The sequence below is a fragment of the Hymenobacter sp. YIM 151500-1 genome, assembly GCF_025979885.1.
GTDB lineage: Bacteria > Bacteroidota > Bacteroidia > Cytophagales > Hymenobacteraceae > Hymenobacter.
The window spans coordinates 549141-564682 of the sequence record NZ_CP110139.1 but is presented as its reverse complement, the minus strand read 5'-3'; the positions used below and the strand labels follow the sequence as shown (position 1 = coordinate 564682).

The following is a 15542-nucleotide window of genomic DNA, read 5'->3' as shown; positions in this document are numbered from 1 at the left end:
CGGCCGGGCGTTCAGAAGTTGAGGTTAAACTTAGCCAATTTCAATTACCACGTCGCTAGTGAGCGGGTGGCCCACGCAGGTCAGCACGTAGCCCTGGTTCATTTCGGCATCCGACAGCCCTTCGCGCTCATCCAGGTGCACCTTGCCCGAGAGGCACTTGCCGCGGCAGGCGGTGCACAGGCCGGCCTGGCAGGAGTACGGCAGGTCGATGTCCTGGTCGAGGGCGGCTTCCAGAATGGTCTGGTTGGGCTCGACGGCAAACTGGTACTCGGCGCCCTCGTAGTGGATGGTAACGGTGCGGGTGAGGCTGGCGCCCTCGTCGGTGGTGGCGGCCGACACGTCGCCGTGGCCGTGGGGCTGGGCGGCGGCCGTTTCGGTGGCCTCGGCAGCGGCCACAAAACTTTCGCGGCGGATGCGGCTGGCCGGCACGCCCAGCAGTTCCAGGGCAGCCTGGGCTTCCAGCATCATGCCCTCGGGCCCGCACAGGTAGTACTCGGCCTGGGCCGGCGGAAACGAGTGGCGCTGCTCCAGAATGCGCAGCAGCATGGTGCGGTTGAGGCGGCCGGTGTGCTGGTGGGCGGTTACGGGGCCTTTGGGCTGGCTGTACACGTGCTCTACTTGCAGGCGGCCGGCGTACTGCTGCTCCAGCCGGCGCAGCTGCTCAGCAAAGATGACCGACTCCTCGTTGCGGTTGCCGTACACGAGCAGCACCTGGCTCTGGGGCTCTTCGCGCAGCACGGCCTTGAGCATGCTCATCAGCGGGGTGATGCCCGAGCCGGCCCCCACCAGCACCACCGAGCGGGCCGCGCCGGGCTGGGGCGTGAGCGTGAAGTTGCCGATGGGCGCCATCACCTCCAGCTGCTGCCCTACTTGCACGGTATCGAGCAGGTAGTTGCTCATCAGGCCGCCGGCCACGCGCTTCACCGTGACGGCCAGGCGCGGGGCTTCGCTGGGCGTGCTGCTCAGGGAGTAGGCCCGCCGCTCTTTCTTGCCGCCGGGGCCGCAGGGCAAAATCAAGGTCAGGAACTGCCCTGGCAGGCAGCTAACCGCCTGGCGGTCGTGTCGCTCGAAATGAATGGTAACGGCGTCGGGGGTTTCCTGGGTAAGCTCAACAACGGTAAGCGTGAGGTAGGGGCTGCTCATGAGAAGAACGGGAGAACTTTCGGCTTGATGGATGGGGTGCAAAAGTACAGGATAATGTGGCGCTTGACGTAGCTTGCGCCGCGCCGGTTGTACGTACAAACTGTTGTGCCGGTAGCGTCTGGTAACATCCTTCTCACCTTCCCGGTTTGGCCGCCGCGGCCACCGTGTCCTTTTCTATGCTTGCAGACTTGCTTGAACGCCACCAGCACGAGTTTGGCCCCGTGCTGCCCGTGGACCTGAGCGCGCCCGACGTGGCCCGCCTGGACTTCACCGCTAACAATTCCCTGCTTCAGGATGCCGACCTGCGCGACACGGCCGCCTTCGAGGCGCTGGTGGCCCGGCTGCTGGCCGCTCAGCAAGCCCATATCGGCGTGGGCGGCTACCTCGAAAACCGCGTCATCTACCGTCGCAGCCCCGGCCTGTTCGGCCCCGACCCCGGCGCGCCCGCCCGCTCCCTGCACCTGGGCGTAGACGTGTGGCTGCGCGCCGGCACGCCCGTGCTGGCCCCACTCGACGCCGTGGTGCACAGCGTGCAGGACAACTCCTCTTTTGGTGACTACGGCCCCACGGTCATTCTGGAACATCAGCTCGAAGACACCCCCTTTTACACCCTCTACGGCCACCTGAGCCGCCGCGAAACTCTGCTGCTGCGCCCCGGCATGCGCATCGAAAAAGGTGACACGTTCACGGAAGTCGGCCCCGCTCCCGAAAACGGCGACTGGCCGCCCCATCTTCACTTCCAGGTCATTGCCGACATGCTGGGCCTGACCGGCGACTTTCCCGGCGTGGCCCTGCCCGAGGAGCGCGACAAATGGGCCGCCCTCTGCCCCGACCCCAACCTCATCTTGCAAAGCCGCTGGCTGTGACACAGAAGCCCGGCGTTACATGCCAAAAGCCCCGCTGCCAACCGGCAGCGGGGCTTTTCACGTAGGGAGCAAGCCGGAGCCTGACTTCTCAGGTCTACTTTCTCACCTCTACAGACCGCTTAGTCTTTCACGAAGCGACCCGTGTAGGTGCTGGTGGCGCTGGTGGCGCGCACCAGGTACAGGCCCGCCCCGAAGGAACCCAGCCGTTGGTTGAGCTGCTGGTTGACTTGCTCGGCGCGGCCCTGGCCCACGAATACCACGCGGCCGTCGGTGGCCGTGACGTGCAGGGTCAGCTCGCCGGCCTGGGTGGGCAGCTCCAGGCGTAGGGCGCCGTGCACGGGGTTGGGCTGCACTACGAGGCGCTGGGCGAGGCGCCCGGCCTTGCTGGTGCCGGTTACGGTGCCGGGAGTGAAGCGGGTCTGAATCGGGTAGTGGTCGGAGGTCGTGTTGGCGTAGTCGGCCACGGTAGCGGCTACGGCCGTTAGCACCTCGGCCGAGTTCGGAATGTAGCTCGGCGCCAGCTCGTTGGACACTACTACATGGTCAATCATGTCGCCGAAGCTAGCCGTGGAGCGCTGGCCCGACTGGCTTAGGGGCAGCGTGAGGGCGCGGTAGTTAGCGGCATCATCCACGAAGTTTTTGTAGGTCGATTCGCGGGAAGCAATGCCGGCCGTGATGGTCTGGTCGAGGTCGTCGTTGAAGTCGCCCAGGATGATGACGTTCTTGTTGCCGTAGTCGGCGTCCAGCTTGGCCTTGAGCAGTTCAGCGCCCTTCTTGCGGCGGTCGTACGACTCCAGCAGCGGGGCAGTGTTGGCCTTGCCGTGGATAAGCACAAAGGCCACGCGGCTGGTGTTGCCGTTTAAGGTCACATCGGCCTCCATGGCGTAGGGGAAGCGGCCCGAGGCCCAGGCTTCGTAGGCGTCACAGGTTGTGGCTTGGCCGGGGCATTCCAGCAGCACCGAGAACGTAGGGTTGCGCACCACGCTGGGGCGATACACGAAGGCCAGCTTTTGGGCCGTGCCAAAGTTGCTGGCCCCACCCGAGGCCGCCGTCGACACGCTGTAGCGGTAGCCGCCCAGCTCGCGCACCACGCGGCCCAGGCGCACGGTGTCCACTACTTCCGACAAGGCAAACACGTCGGCATTCAACGCTGCCAACACGCTTTTTACGTTGGCCTGCTGCTTGTCTTCGTCGTTGGGGCCCTGGTTAGTGCCCGTGCCGCCAAACCACTCGATGTTCCAGTTCACCACTTCCAGCGTGGCCGAGGCGTTGTAGGAGTTGCCGCTCAGGTTTACCGTGGCGCTGGTAGCGCCGGCCGTGGCTACGGTAAGCACGCCGGCGAAAGTGGAATTTGCAATTGTGGGGCGGAAGCGCACCGTCACGGGCTTAGCCGAGTTGTTGGCTTCGGCCGGGGTGTAGGTGATGCTGTTGCTGAACGTGGTACCGTCCTTCGACACCTGGAAGGCGCCGCCGTTGGTTGAAATGGTAACGTCGCCGGTCAGGTTGCGCAGCGAGGCGTTGATGATGCGGGTGCCGCTGGTGTTTTCGGCCTGGTAGCCGAAAATAACCAGGCCGGGCGCGGCGGCCACCGTCGGGGCCGGGGCTGCGCTGGCGTCGCGCAGGCGGATGTCGTCCAGGGTCCAGCGGGCACTTTCCGTCGCCGACGACGAGTACACGAAGGCCACGTACATGGTCGTGCCTTTGAAGGCCGACAGGTTCACGTTGTCGGTCAGCGTCCAGGTGTCGCTGCCTTGGGCCGGGAAGGCGCCGTACACGTCGGTCCAGGTAACACCGGCGGCCGTGGGGCTACCCGTGCCGGAGTAGTTGGTCGATACTTTCAGTTGCAGCTGGGCCCCGTTGAAGGCCGTGCGGCTGTAGTACGACAGCAGCGGAATGGTGAAGGCGGCGGTGTTGAAAGCCGGCGAAATCAGCCAGTCTTCGTTGGCAAGGTTGCCGGTGCCGCTCACAAAGCCATTCATCTGCAAGCCGTTGGGCTTATTGGTCTTGCCAGAGGCGTCGGCCGCGTCGCGCCCAAACGGCGTGCAGCCCCATACCTGGGCCCCCTGCACGCTGAACTGGGTCCAGCCATCGGGCAGGCCGGTGGTGCAGTTATCGAAGTCGAACAGGCGGTTAGCCGGGTCGAAGCCGGAGCCTGATACGGCCACGTTCTGAGTGGTAGCCCCGGTAGTAGCATGCGTGATATTGCCGGAGGCCGGCCCTACCGCGGTGGGCGCAAACCGCACGTACACCGTTTTGGCCGAAGCCAGCTCAGCCGGCGTGAAGGTGATAGTCTGGCTGAACGTGGTATTGTCTTTCGACACCGTGAAGCTGGCCGGCGCCGTTACCGTTACGTCGGCCGTAAGGTTGACGGCACTCAGTTGGTAGCTTTGCGCGGCCGATGTAGTGTTGATGGCCTGGCCGTTGAAGGCCAGCGCCGCCGAAGGCACCGTGAGGGCCGGAGCGGCCGGAGCAGGCGTCTGCCAACTCAGCGAGAAATCGTCGATGGCCGTGGTGGGGCGGCTGCCAGAGCCCGACGAAGCCGTCAGGGCCACGATGCGAATCCACACTGGGTCCGTGCTGTTGTTCAGGCGGCTGCCGAAGTCAACGGTGATGGGATTGTTAGCAAACGTGCTACCACCCAGGGTTGTACCACTTCCGATGATTTGGAAAGCCGTGGGCGCAGCGCCGGTGGCGTAATCTACCTGCCAAGTCGTCGTGCGAACCGAAGCCTTGTCCAGGGACTGTAGCTTAAACTCCAGCTTAAAGTCTGTTTTGCCGGTGGTGTTGGCTGCCTGGAACACGAAAGCAGCGCCGGGGTCGCCGAAGGACCCCGTTTGGCGCACGCCTAAGGCCCGGTCGGTGGAGGCCGCCTGGGCCGTGGCGTCGGCAGCATCGGTCAGGCCATCGGCCGAAGCATAGTTGCTGAAGCGGCCCGCAGTATTGCTCCACGGCGTAGCCGTTGCGGTTAGTGTAGCTTCCGTGCCCAGGGCTGTGGCCGAGGCGCCGGTGCGCACCGTGAAGCCCGTGGGCAGGGCCGTCCCAATGGCGTCAAAGGTTTCGACGTACGGGCTGTTTTGCAGGGTGGCCTGCGCGGCAGCTCCGGTGCTCAGGCCCAGCGCCGCCAGCAGAGCCGGCAGCGTAGGCCACAAACGGGTAGAGTTTTTCATTCAGGTAAGCAAAGGTGAAAGGTGGAGGGATTCTAAGACTCGAAAATACAAAAGTACCGCCGCAAGGCGGGCAGTAGGTTACCGTTGTGTTACCAATGGGTTCCAAACGCAATGCCCACCGCAGCTCAGGCTGCAGTGGGCATTGCGGTGGCAGGGTATCCTTCCGGGCTGGCTCCACGTCCTTAGTCGAACTTGATGGCTACCACCGGCTTGATGCGGGCAATCAGGTAGGTCGGAATCAGCACGGCCAGCAGGGAGGTCAGAAAGGTGGCCGCGTTCAGCACCACGATAATGAACGGGTCCCAGTAAATCGGCACGCGGTCCATGTAGTAGTTTTCCGGGTCCAGCGGAATGGGGTGAAAGAAGTACTGCACCGCGCAGAAGCCCAGCCCAATAAGGTTGCCGTACAGCATGCCCCGCACCGTCAGGCTCAGGCCCCGGAAAAAGAACATGCTCCGAATCTGGTTATCCGTGGCCCCCACGGCCTTGAGCACCCCAATCATGTTGGTGCGCTCCAGAATCATGATAAAAATGGTGGCCACCATGTTGAACGTGGCCACGAAGATGATGAGGATGAGAAAGATAATGACGTTGCGGTTCAGCAGCTGCAGCCAGTCGAACAGCTGGGCGTACTGGTCGGTAATCTTGTCTAGCTTGAGGTCGTAGCGCAGGCTTTCGTAGAGGTTGTCGGCTACGGGGTCGAGGCGGTTGAAGTCGCGCACGGTTACTTCCATGCCGCCCACCAGGGAGTCGGGCCAGGCGTTCAGCTCCCGCACCTGGCGCAGGTCGCCGATGACGTAGGCCTCGTCGAACTCGTCGAGGCCGGTTTGGTAGATGCCGCGCACCGTGAACTGGCGCACTCGCGGCGGGTTCTGAATGAAATAAAACAGGGCCTTGTCGCCGGGCCGGAGGCGGAGCTTGTCGGCCACCTTGCGCGAGAGCAGCACGTCGTTGCTGGCCGCCGAGTCGGTAAAGGTCAGAAACTGCCCGGCCACCAGGTTCTGGCGCATGGGCGAGCGGCCGGCTTCTTCGGTGATGCCCTTGAGCACCACGCCCAGCACTTCCTCCTTGGTTTTGATGATGGCCGTTTTGCGGGCAAACGGCTGAATGGTGTGCACTTGGGGGTTCTGGCGCAGTTCCTGCACCAGGCGCGGCCCGGCAATGGGGGCCGCTTCCAGGGAGTTGTTGGTGTCGTACTTGCTGATTTGCAGGTGGGCGCCGAACGAGAAAATCTTGTTCTGAATCTCGTTGCGAAATCCTTCCAGAATGGCAAACGACACGACCATCACCGCCAGCCCCATGGCAATGCTGATGATGGCTATCTTTGTCACCGACGAGGTAAACGAACCTGAGTCGGCCCCGTCAATCTTATTGGATATGTAGCGCGAGACGTTCACCGGCGTAAAGCTACGGTAACCCTCGCAGTTTTCCAGCCCGTTTCTGATGCCATTTCCTGCTTCCCTGGGCCTATTTGGCCTGGCTCTTTTATTTGCTGACTGCCAGCGCCCCGCCCAGTCGTCGGGCCCGGCGGCGGCCACTGTGCAGCCCCAAACCGTCACTTCGCCGCCCCAGGTGGTGCTGCCCGCCCCGGCCGCGCTGCGCGTGGGCGCCGAGCAGTTCGGCGCCTATCTGCCCTTGCTGAAAGGCAAGCGCGTGGGCGTGGTCGTCAACCAGACGGCGCGGGTGGGCCGGGCCTTCCTGGTGGACACGCTGCTGGCTCAGGGCGTGGGCGTGAAGGTGATTTTCGGGCCGGAGCACGGCTTCCGGGGCGAAGCCGCCGACGGCGCCACCATCAAAGACGGCCGCGACGCCCGCAGCGGCCTGCCGGCCCTGAGCCTGTACGGCGCCACCAAAAAGCCTACCCCGGAAATGATAAAGGACGTGGACGTGCTGGTGTTCGACATTCAGGACGTGGGCACGCGCTTCTACACCTTCATTAGCACCATGCACTACGTGATGGAGGCGGCAGCTGAGAATAACAAAGAAGTCATCATCCTGGACCGGCCCAACCCCAACGGCTGGTACGTGGATGGACCCGTGCTGGAGCCGCAACACAAGTCGTTCGTGGGCATGCACCCCATTCCGGTGGTGCACGGCCTGACGGTGGGCGAGCTGGCCAAGATGATTAACGGCGAGAAGTGGCTGGCCGGAGGCCGGCAGTGCCGCCTCACGGTGATACCCGTGCAGGGCTACACCCACGCCACCCGTTACGAGCTGCCCGTGCGCCCGTCGCCCAACCTGCCCAACGCTCATTCGGTGGCCCTGTACCCCAGCGTCTGCCTGTTTGAGGGCACCGACGTGAGCGTCGGCCGCGGCACCGACTCGCCCTTCGAGGTGATTGGGGCGCCCACCCAGCCCAGCACCCGGCCCTACTCGTTTACGCCCCGCCCCAACGCCGGCTCCCCCACTCCGCCCCAAAACGGCAAGCTTTGCTACGGGCTGGATTTGCGGGGTTCCGGCAATGAGGTAGGTTTCACGCTGAAGTATCTCATCGACTTCTACCAGCAAAGCACTGCTAAGGACAAGTTCTTCGGCAAGTACTTCGAGCAGCTCACCGGCACCCGCTCGGTGCGGGAGCAGGTCATGGCCGGGAAGTCGGAGGCCGAAATCCGGGCTTCGTGGGAGCCAGGACTAAAGGCATATAAAGTGCTGCGGAAGAAGTACCTGCTGTACCCAGAAAGTTAATTTCTCGCAGTGTTACGCAGTGGTGGCGCAGGGTTTCGCAGTGTGCTGACGACACCTGAACACTGCGAAACCCTGCGTTTTTACACTGCGCAACACTGCGAGACATCCCATATGCTAAAAATCATCTTCATGGGCACGCCCGAGTTTGCGGTGTCCACGCTGAAAGCTTTGCTGAGCTGGAATGGATGCCAGGTGGTGGCCGTGGTAACGGCGCCCGACAAGCCCGCCGGCCGGGGCCGGCAGCTGCAAGGCTCGGCTGTGAAAACCGCCGCCGAGGTCCACGGCCTGCCCGTGCTCCAGCCCACCAACCTGAAGGACCCCGCGTTTCAGGAGGAGCTGCGCAGCTACGCCGCCGACTTGCAGGTGATTGTGGCGTTTCGGATGCTGCCGGAAGCGGTGTGGAACATGCCGCCACGGGGTTCCATCAACATTCACGCCTCGTTGCTGCCCCAGTATCGCGGGGCGGCCCCCATCAACTGGGCCCTCATCTACGGCGACACCCAAACCGGCGTCACCAGCTTTTTCCTGCGCCACGAAATTGATACCGGCAACCTGATTTACCAGGACGCCGTGGACATTGCGCCGGAAGATGATTTTGGGAGCCTGTACGAGAAGCTGAAAATTGCTGGCGCGGCCCTGGCCCTGCGCACGGTGCAGGCCATTGCGGCCGGCACGGCGCCCAGCATTCCGCAGCCGGAGCTGCCGGAGCTGCGGCCGGCCCCCAAGCTCACCAAGGAAACCGGCCGCCTCGACTTCACGCAGCCGGCCCTGGCCCTGGCCAACCTGGTGCGCGGCCTCTCCCCCATTCCCACGGCCTTCACCCAGCTGCCCGATGGCCGCACCCTAAAAGTATTCAAAGCCCGGCCCGCAGCTGACGAGGAAACGGCCAACGGCCCCGGCGGCGTGGGGAGTTGGCACACCAACGGCCGTACCTACCTGCGCGTCCAAACCGCCCATGGCCTGCTCGACCTGCTCGACGTGCAGCTGGAAGGCAAGAAGCGGATGCCCGTACCGGAGTTTCTGCGTGGCTTCAACGCGGCGACTCTACACCAGTAATGCGAAGCTCGGCTACGCGGTATTTTCACTTCCAAGCCTCTGTTTATGACTTCCATCGTCGTAGCCGCTGCCGATAACAATGTAATCGGAGGCGACAACCGCCTGCTCTGGCACCTGCCCCAGGACCTGAAGCACTTCAAGCAGCTCACCCTGGGCCACCCAATTATTATGGGCCGGCGCACGTTTGAGAGCATCGGCCGGCCGCTGCCGGGGCGCACCAACATCGTGGTGACGCGGCAACAGGGGTGGCAGGCGGAAGGCTGCCAGGTGGCCTACTCGGTGCCGCAGGCCCTGGAAATGGCGCGGGCGCTGGATGAGGAAGTATTTGTGATTGGGGGCGGCGAAATCTACCGCCAGGCGCTGCCCGCCACCGATGTGGTTTACCTGACCGAAGTGCATCATGCCTTCGAGGGCGACGTTACGTTCCCGGACCTTGGCCCCGGCGAGTGGCGCGAGGAATCCCGCCAGCGCCACGAGCCCGACGGCAAGCACGCCTACGCTTTCAGCTTCGTAACGCTGCGGCGGCGGTAACCTGCTGTCATTGCGAGCCGGAGGCGAAGCAATCCGTCCTTTTCAGGTTGATAAGCATCCCACCTCTGCAAGCCCCGTGCATCCCCGGTCCCGCTTCGCTCGGTGCGCGGAACTCTCTAGGTGTGGGCCATCCACCAGGCCAAAGAAAAGCCCCTGACGCTTGCACCGAGCGTCAGGGGCTTTTTAGTGAGTTCAAGCCTGTCACCTTGGCCAGGACGGATTGCTTCGCCTCCGGCTCGCAATGACAAAGTAGCTACCGAAGCAGCACCAGCTTGCCCCAGTTCTTTTTGAAGGCTTTGTCGGCGGCGGTGGCGCGGTGCTCGAACTTGCCGGCGGGGTCATCCAGAACAACGCGGTAGAGGTAGGTGCCATTGGCCAGCCGGTCGCCGTACTCATCGGTACCATCCCAGGCGTACTCTGTGATGTTGCTGCCGATGCGCAGGGCCGCTCTATCGAGCAGTATTTCCTTGACTACCCGGCCGGTCAGGGTTACAATCTGAATCTTCAGGTTCTGGGGCGGCTCGTTGCCGGTCAGGGTAAAGACGAATTTCGACTTGCTGGTAATCGGGTTCGGGTAAGGCAGCACGTTGGTGATGCTCGACTCATTAATTACCTCGAACGTAATACGGTAAGGCTCCGAGCCGGCCAGATTGCCTGACCCGTCGCGGCCCTGCACTTCCAGCGTGTACACGCCGTTGGGCAGGGGCCCGGCGTGGCCCGGCTGAAACTCCAGGCGCGCCAGCCCCTGGGCCGAGTCGGCCACGAAGCGGATGCCGGCCGCATTCAGGTCCACGGCCACGGGAGTGGTCTGGCCGGGCTGGGTCAGGAACACGTTGAAGGCAGTTTTGTCTTTCATGGGCCGCAGCCGGTCGGCGTCGCGCAGCTGCATACTAATCAGCGGCTGGGCCGACACGATATCGCCGTTGAGCAGGTGGCGGCCGTCGAAGGCTACGTCGAGCACCGGCGGGGTGTCGCGGTTGATAACCTGGAAGGGCGGCAGCACCAGCTCGTTGTTGAAGTAGTGCAGCTCGGGTTGGCGGCGCGGGTTCAGCATCACGTGGCCCGTGAGCGTGCCGAACAGGCCGCGCACGTCCAGCTTCACTTCGTAGGTGCGCTGAGAATTGGCCGCCAGGGCCCCGCCGCTCAGCTTCACGTACTGCTCCCGCAGCTGGCCGGCTTCGTTGCGCACCAGCACGTAGGCCACCAGCGGGTCGGTGAAGTCAAAGTCGGCCGCGTTTTGGAAGCTGACTGGCAGCGTCAGCTGGCCCCGGTCGGCAACCTGCTTGGCCAGCGTGGCGGCGTCGTACGCGGTGGGGTTAGTGGCCGTTACGGCCTCGCGGCGCACTATGCCTTCGGGCACGCCCTGGTAGGTAATCAGCCACTGCTTCAGCTGCGGGGGCACGGCCCCGGTGCTGCTCACCACGGCTTGCAGCTGCACATACGGGTACTCCCGCGCCGACACGCTACTCAGGCTAAAGGCGCGGCTGGTTACGTTGGAGTTCAGCACCGTTACGTTGCCGAGCGTGTCAATGCCCAGCAGGCGCAACGTATAGGTGCCGCCGCTACCAGGCCGGATGGTATGGTAGAGGGTTTCCCACCGCCGGGCCGGCCCAATGCGCGGCGAGGTGATGGTGCCTTCCTGGGCCCCATTCGCAAACGACCACTGCCCACCGGGCACGGCCACTTCCACGTTGCTCCGCTCGGTGCGGCGCAGCTGCCCCACGTGGCTCTGCGACCAGCCACCACGGCGGCCCGCAAGCACCCGGAAAGAGCTGGTAGCCCAGTTGGCATTTTCGTCGGGCTGGGGCGTGCGGAAGCGCAAACGCCAGTACCACACCACGCTGTCGCGCCCAGCCACCGCAGGAAGCGTAGGCGCCCACTCGGGCGTCAGCGTGGCGGTGAGCGTGGTGCGGCGCAGCAAGGGGCTGTTGAAGGTCTGCACCGTGTCCAGCTCCATTTCATACTCGCGGCTGGGAGCGGCCAGGGTTGTTGCCTGCCCCACCAGGCGCACCGTATTATTTGGCACGATACCGAACTCCGGCGGGCTCAGCGCCAGCACCCCGCCGTTGAGGAAGGTATAGTCGAGGGTTGCGCGGTTGTTGGTTTCGTCCAGCTCATCCAGCTGGTTGCGCGGGTCCAGCTCCACGGTAAACGTGTTCTGCCCCAGTACATTTCCGGTGTTAGGAATCGTAATCGTGTACACCGTGTCGCGGCGGGCCTGGGGGGCAATGAACAGCGGCAGCACCTCAGCCGGGCGGCCGGAGCCGTACATGCGCGTCACCCGGATTTCCAGGGGGCCCGTGGTGATGCGGCCGGGGTTGCTCACGCCCACCCGCAGCTCGAAGCTGCGGGCCGTAGCCGGCACCACCGAGGGCGAGAGTTGCAGGCGGCCATTGGCCGTCTGGAAGTCGGGCTTGGCCGGGGCAAACAGCTTCAGGGCCGGGTCGCCGTGCCACACGGTAATCATCAGCATACCCGAGGCCACGCTGGGCTGGGTAATGCTGCCTTGCAGGCGGCGGCTGGCCTCCTGCTGCACCTCGGCCAAGGGCTTGCCATACCACTGCGGGTCGGCAAACAACAGCTCCATCATTTTCAGGTGCAGGTCGTGGAGCTGCCGCTGAAATGCCAGCTCGGAGCTAGCCAGGAAGCCAACAAACCCTTTGTCGGGAGCCAGCAGAAACTCCTCACCACCGAAGGAAGTGGCAGCCCGGAACGCGTGGCCGGCCGAGCAGCCGCTGACGTACATCACCGGATACTTGCCTTTGTTGGCGTAGCCATTCGCCGGGTTGTTGATGCTGGCAATACTCCAGTCCAGCTGCACGGGGCTACCGTGCCCGTAGTAGGAAATAAATGAGACACCCGCATTCAGGTCGGGTGCCAGGTTCAGCACGGCATCTCCCGGTATACTTCCCGGATAATCGGCTCGGCGGTACGTTTTAACAACATTCCCGGCAAACGGGGGCTTCCGCACCAATTCAGCGTATTGATCAACGTAAGCGGCAAACGTCTGTCGTTGATCAGGGTCGTTGGGGTCTATTCGCCCCCCCGACATGTGCAGCACATTGCGCCGCCACGGCTCCATGCCCAGCGCTTCGTGCTCCCGGAGCTTGTTGAGGTAGTTGAGCACCTGCTGCGGCGACCTGGCCGAGATGCGGCCGGTGGGCATACGGGGCGCGTACCCGTTGTTTTTCCAGTCGGCGGTGAAGAAGATATCCGAAACGCCACGGGTGCTGGCGGGCACCAGGTTGCGGACTACCTCCCCGTTGCCGTCCCGGTAACCATTTGGGTCTCGGCGCACGGGAGACTCGTGTAGTGCTACGCCCTTGCCCAGCAGCAGCAGGTACTGGGCGCGGGAGTTGTTGGCCAGCATCCAGCCCGCAAACTGCCGAATGGCAACGGCCGAGTACTCGCCGTAGTGGAACTGGTCGTAGAGCTGTTCCGAGGTTACCACGAGCGTGTCGTAGCGGCCGCCAGCGACCGAGGCCCGGTAGTCGGCGTACGCCCGCACGGGGTTGGCTACGCCGCTGGCCGGCTTCATCAGCTCCCGGCTGGTAACAATCAGAAAATTATGGGCCGCCGGCGAAATCTGCCGGAACTGCACCCGGCGGGCGGGCGTGGGCACCAGCGCCCGGGCAACGTCGGCCAGCAGGAGCTGCCGGGTGCGGCCGGCGGCATCGGCAAATGCGAAGCCGCGCTGCGTGGCCGCGGGGCCGGGCTGGCCTTCTACGCGCCGTACGTCGTAGGGGTCGGTAACGTCGTAGCCGCGCACCGTAGCCGAAATGTCGTTCAGTAGGTAGGCGGCCGGACCGCTCAGCGTGGAGTCGGTGGCAAACTGGAGCTGGCTGCGCCCCTGCGGCCACTGGCTGGCCTGGGCAAACGAAATGCGGGCGTAGGCCAGGCTCACCCGGTCGCCCAGGTCGACGCGGAAGCTCCCCGTGCCAGTCGGCTTAAATACCAGTGACACCTTGCCGTCCGCGGCCACGTCCGTGAGCGGCAGCTCCAGGCGGCGGTGCACAAAGTCGAAGTCCGTGAAAGTAAGGGTGGTGAGCAGGCGCTGAGTGCCGCCCGGCTCCACGGCGTAGATTTCGGTGCGGTGCTGGCCCGTGGTGCGGCCCACCACCTGCACGTCGACCTGCACCGGGCGGGTGCTGCCCGGCGCTACCCGCACCGAGTCGAAGGTCAGCGTGTAGGTTTCATTCTGCTGAGTATTGCCCGCGAAGTAGCGGCCAAAGCGGCCTCCCAAAAATCCTTCGCCTCGTTCGGCCCAGGGCTGGTACACGTTGTACTCGTCGTTGATGACGTTGTACTGGTCGCTGAACACGCGCAGGTACTGGCGCAGGCGGTGCGGGTGCGGGGCCGTAGCGGCGGCGTTGCTCTGGGCCATGCGCCGGGCCGGGGTGGCCGCCGACCAGGTCAGAAAATACGAGGCTGTATCGGTGAAGAGGCTGTAGTAGGGCTGGGGCTGGTCGCCGAGCACCAGGAACATGTCCCGGTCCAGCTCCCCATCGTTGCGCTGGCCGTAGAACTCGATGACCGTGCTGGCATCGAGGGCGGTTTGATTGCCGGCCACGTGGATGGCTACCTGCCGGCCCCGCCGCCACAGCTGCAGCTGCTGCGGGCTCACGCCGCTGATGCCGGCCTGGGTTAGGTAGTTGTAGTCGAGGCGGTAGAGCCCGTCGCGGGCTACCTTAATCTTATAGTACTGCTGGCCAGGCACAATCCACTCGTTGCCGTGCGGCCCCGATTGCGCCTGCGCCTGCGCCTGCGCGCCCATCCCCAGTAGCAGAGCCAGTAGCAGCCCGCGTAAGATGCGGTAGTGGTGTTTCATCGAGAGTAACTGCTTGAAATCAACTTAATATGTACGAACTAAAAACAACCTCCGGACTTGCCGGCCCGCGGGCTATTTGAAACCGTAGCCCAGCGAGACGATGATGGAGTTGGTCTGGGAGCGTTGGCCGAGCTTCTCCACCGCCAGCCTGGATAATGCCATGTCGAGGCGCAGGCCGCTCAGGGCTACGCCTACGCCCAGGCTGGGCTGGGCCTTCCATTCTTCTTTGCCCGTAAAGGTCTTGATCTGCTGAAAATTGCTTACTCCCCCGCGCAGAAACACCAGGTTGTTGTAGCCGACCTCCAGCCCGGCCCGCGGGTCCACGCTCAGGGCCTTGCTCGACAGCAGCGTGTTGCGCTGCCCGTCGGTAGTGGCTTCCAGGTCCAGGGCGGCTAGGGCCGTAAACTGGCCCGGCAGCTGCACCAGGCGGCCCACCCCCAGCACCAGGCGGGGCAGGGTGATTTCGGTGCTGTTTTTCGGGATTTCCTCGCCGGGCAGGGCCGTGCTTTTAAACTTGTCGGCGTTGATGCTCCAGGCGTTGAAGGTGGTGGTAATGTCGCGGGCCATCAGGCCCAGGCGCCAGTTGTTGCGGTTGTACCGCACCCCGGCGTCGATGCCGAAGCCCCAGGCGTTGGCGAAGTCGCCGTAGTTGCGGTAGATAACCTTGGCGTTGGCCCCAACTTGCAGCCCTTCAATTGCGCCCAGCTTACGGGCGTACGACAGCAGCAGGGCATAGTCCGCCACCGAGAAGTAGGTGATGTTGTCGTAGTTGATGTAGCCGTACTCGTTCACCAGGTTGCGGGTGTCGGCAATGTCGTCGACGCCCAGGCGGATGAAGCTGGCCCCGATGGCGCTCTGCTCATCGAGGGGCATAGAAAAGGCCGCGTAGTCGTTTTTGACGATGCCGGAAAACAGCTCCGAGTGCATGAGCACGGCATCGTACTTGGTTTTCTGGTCCAGCAGCCCGGCCGGGTTCCAGTAGCCGGCAGTGGCATCCTGCGCCAGGCTGGCCTGCACGTTGCCCATGCCTAGGGCGCGGCCCCCCACCCCGATGTTCAGAAATTCATTGCTGTACTTAGGCGTCTTGGTTTGGGCCCGCGCCGGGGCTAGCAAGCCCAGGCTCAAACCGGCGCCCAGCACTACGGCGGCGCAACGAAGAAAATGAGGCATAGAAGTCAGGCAAATAGTCGGGATAGTTGAAGACCGCACCACCAACGCAAGATACTTAGTAATAGTGCGACGCTGGCACAGCAAACTACACGCCGT

9 protein-coding genes are annotated in these 15542 nt (G+C 63.9%); 4 read left to right on the top strand and 5 right to left on the bottom strand.

Annotated features, from left to right (window positions below; all coding sequences use genetic code 11):
• Positions 1-30: 30 nt before the first annotated feature.
• Positions 31-1143 (bottom strand): ferredoxin--NADP reductase, encoded by a 1113-nt coding sequence (locus tag OIS53_RS02215; protein WP_264680761.1) that lies wholly within the window; start codon positions 1141-1143, stop codon positions 31-33.
• A 188-nt stretch (positions 1144-1331) separates the two neighbouring features.
• On the opposite strand from OIS53_RS02215, the gene OIS53_RS02210 reads away from it, so the two are divergent.
• Entirely contained in the window at positions 1332-2009 is a 678-nt protein-coding gene (locus OIS53_RS02210) for a peptidoglycan DD-metalloendopeptidase family protein (RefSeq protein ID WP_319805471.1), read from the top strand.
• Positions 2010-2128: 119 nt separating this feature from the next.
• On the opposite strand, the gene OIS53_RS02205 is transcribed toward OIS53_RS02210, so the two are convergent.
• Positions 2129-5176, bottom strand: coding sequence for a T9SS-dependent choice-of-anchor J family protein (locus OIS53_RS02205; protein ID WP_264680759.1), 3048 nt, complete (start codon positions 5174-5176; stop codon positions 2129-2131).
• 182 nt (positions 5177-5358) lie between these two features.
• Positions 5359-6573 carry an ABC transporter permease gene (locus OIS53_RS02200; RefSeq protein WP_264680758.1) on the bottom strand — a complete coding sequence of 405 codons (1215 nt, stop codon included), beginning with the start codon at positions 6571-6573 and terminating at the stop codon, positions 5359-5361.
• Positions 6574-6619: 46 nt separating this feature from the next.
• On the opposite strand from OIS53_RS02200, the gene OIS53_RS02195 reads away from it, so the two are divergent.
• From OIS53_RS02195 to OIS53_RS02185, 3 genes are all read left to right on the top strand, one after another.
• Positions 6620-7861: an exo-beta-N-acetylmuramidase NamZ family protein gene (locus OIS53_RS02195; protein ID WP_264680757.1), complete on the top strand. Its 1242-nt coding sequence runs from the start codon at positions 6620-6622 to the stop codon at positions 7859-7861.
• Positions 7862-7972: 111 nt separating this feature from the next.
• Positions 7973-8917 carry a methionyl-tRNA formyltransferase gene (fmt, locus tag OIS53_RS02190; RefSeq protein WP_264680756.1) on the top strand — a complete coding sequence of 315 codons (945 nt, stop codon included), beginning with the start codon at positions 7973-7975 and terminating at the stop codon, positions 8915-8917.
• Positions 8918-8962: 45 nt separating this feature from the next.
• Positions 8963-9448 carry a dihydrofolate reductase gene (locus tag OIS53_RS02185; RefSeq protein ID WP_264680755.1) on the top strand — a complete coding sequence of 162 codons (486 nt, stop codon included), beginning with the start codon at positions 8963-8965 and terminating at the stop codon, positions 9446-9448.
• 253 nt (positions 9449-9701) lie between these two features.
• On the opposite strand, the gene porU2 is transcribed toward OIS53_RS02185, so the two are convergent.
• Together porU2 and OIS53_RS02175 are read right to left on the bottom strand one after the other, a co-directional pair.
• On the bottom strand, positions 9702-14276 hold the full coding sequence (gene porU2, locus OIS53_RS02180; RefSeq protein WP_264680754.1) for a putative type IX secretion system sortase PorU2: 4575 nt from the start codon (positions 14274-14276) through the stop codon (positions 9702-9704).
• Between the two features lie 72 nt (positions 14277-14348).
• Entirely contained in the window at positions 14349-15446 is a 1098-nt protein-coding gene (locus tag OIS53_RS02175) for a putative type IX sorting system protein PorV2 (protein WP_264680753.1), read from the bottom strand.
• Positions 15447-15542: the final 96 nt, after the last annotated feature.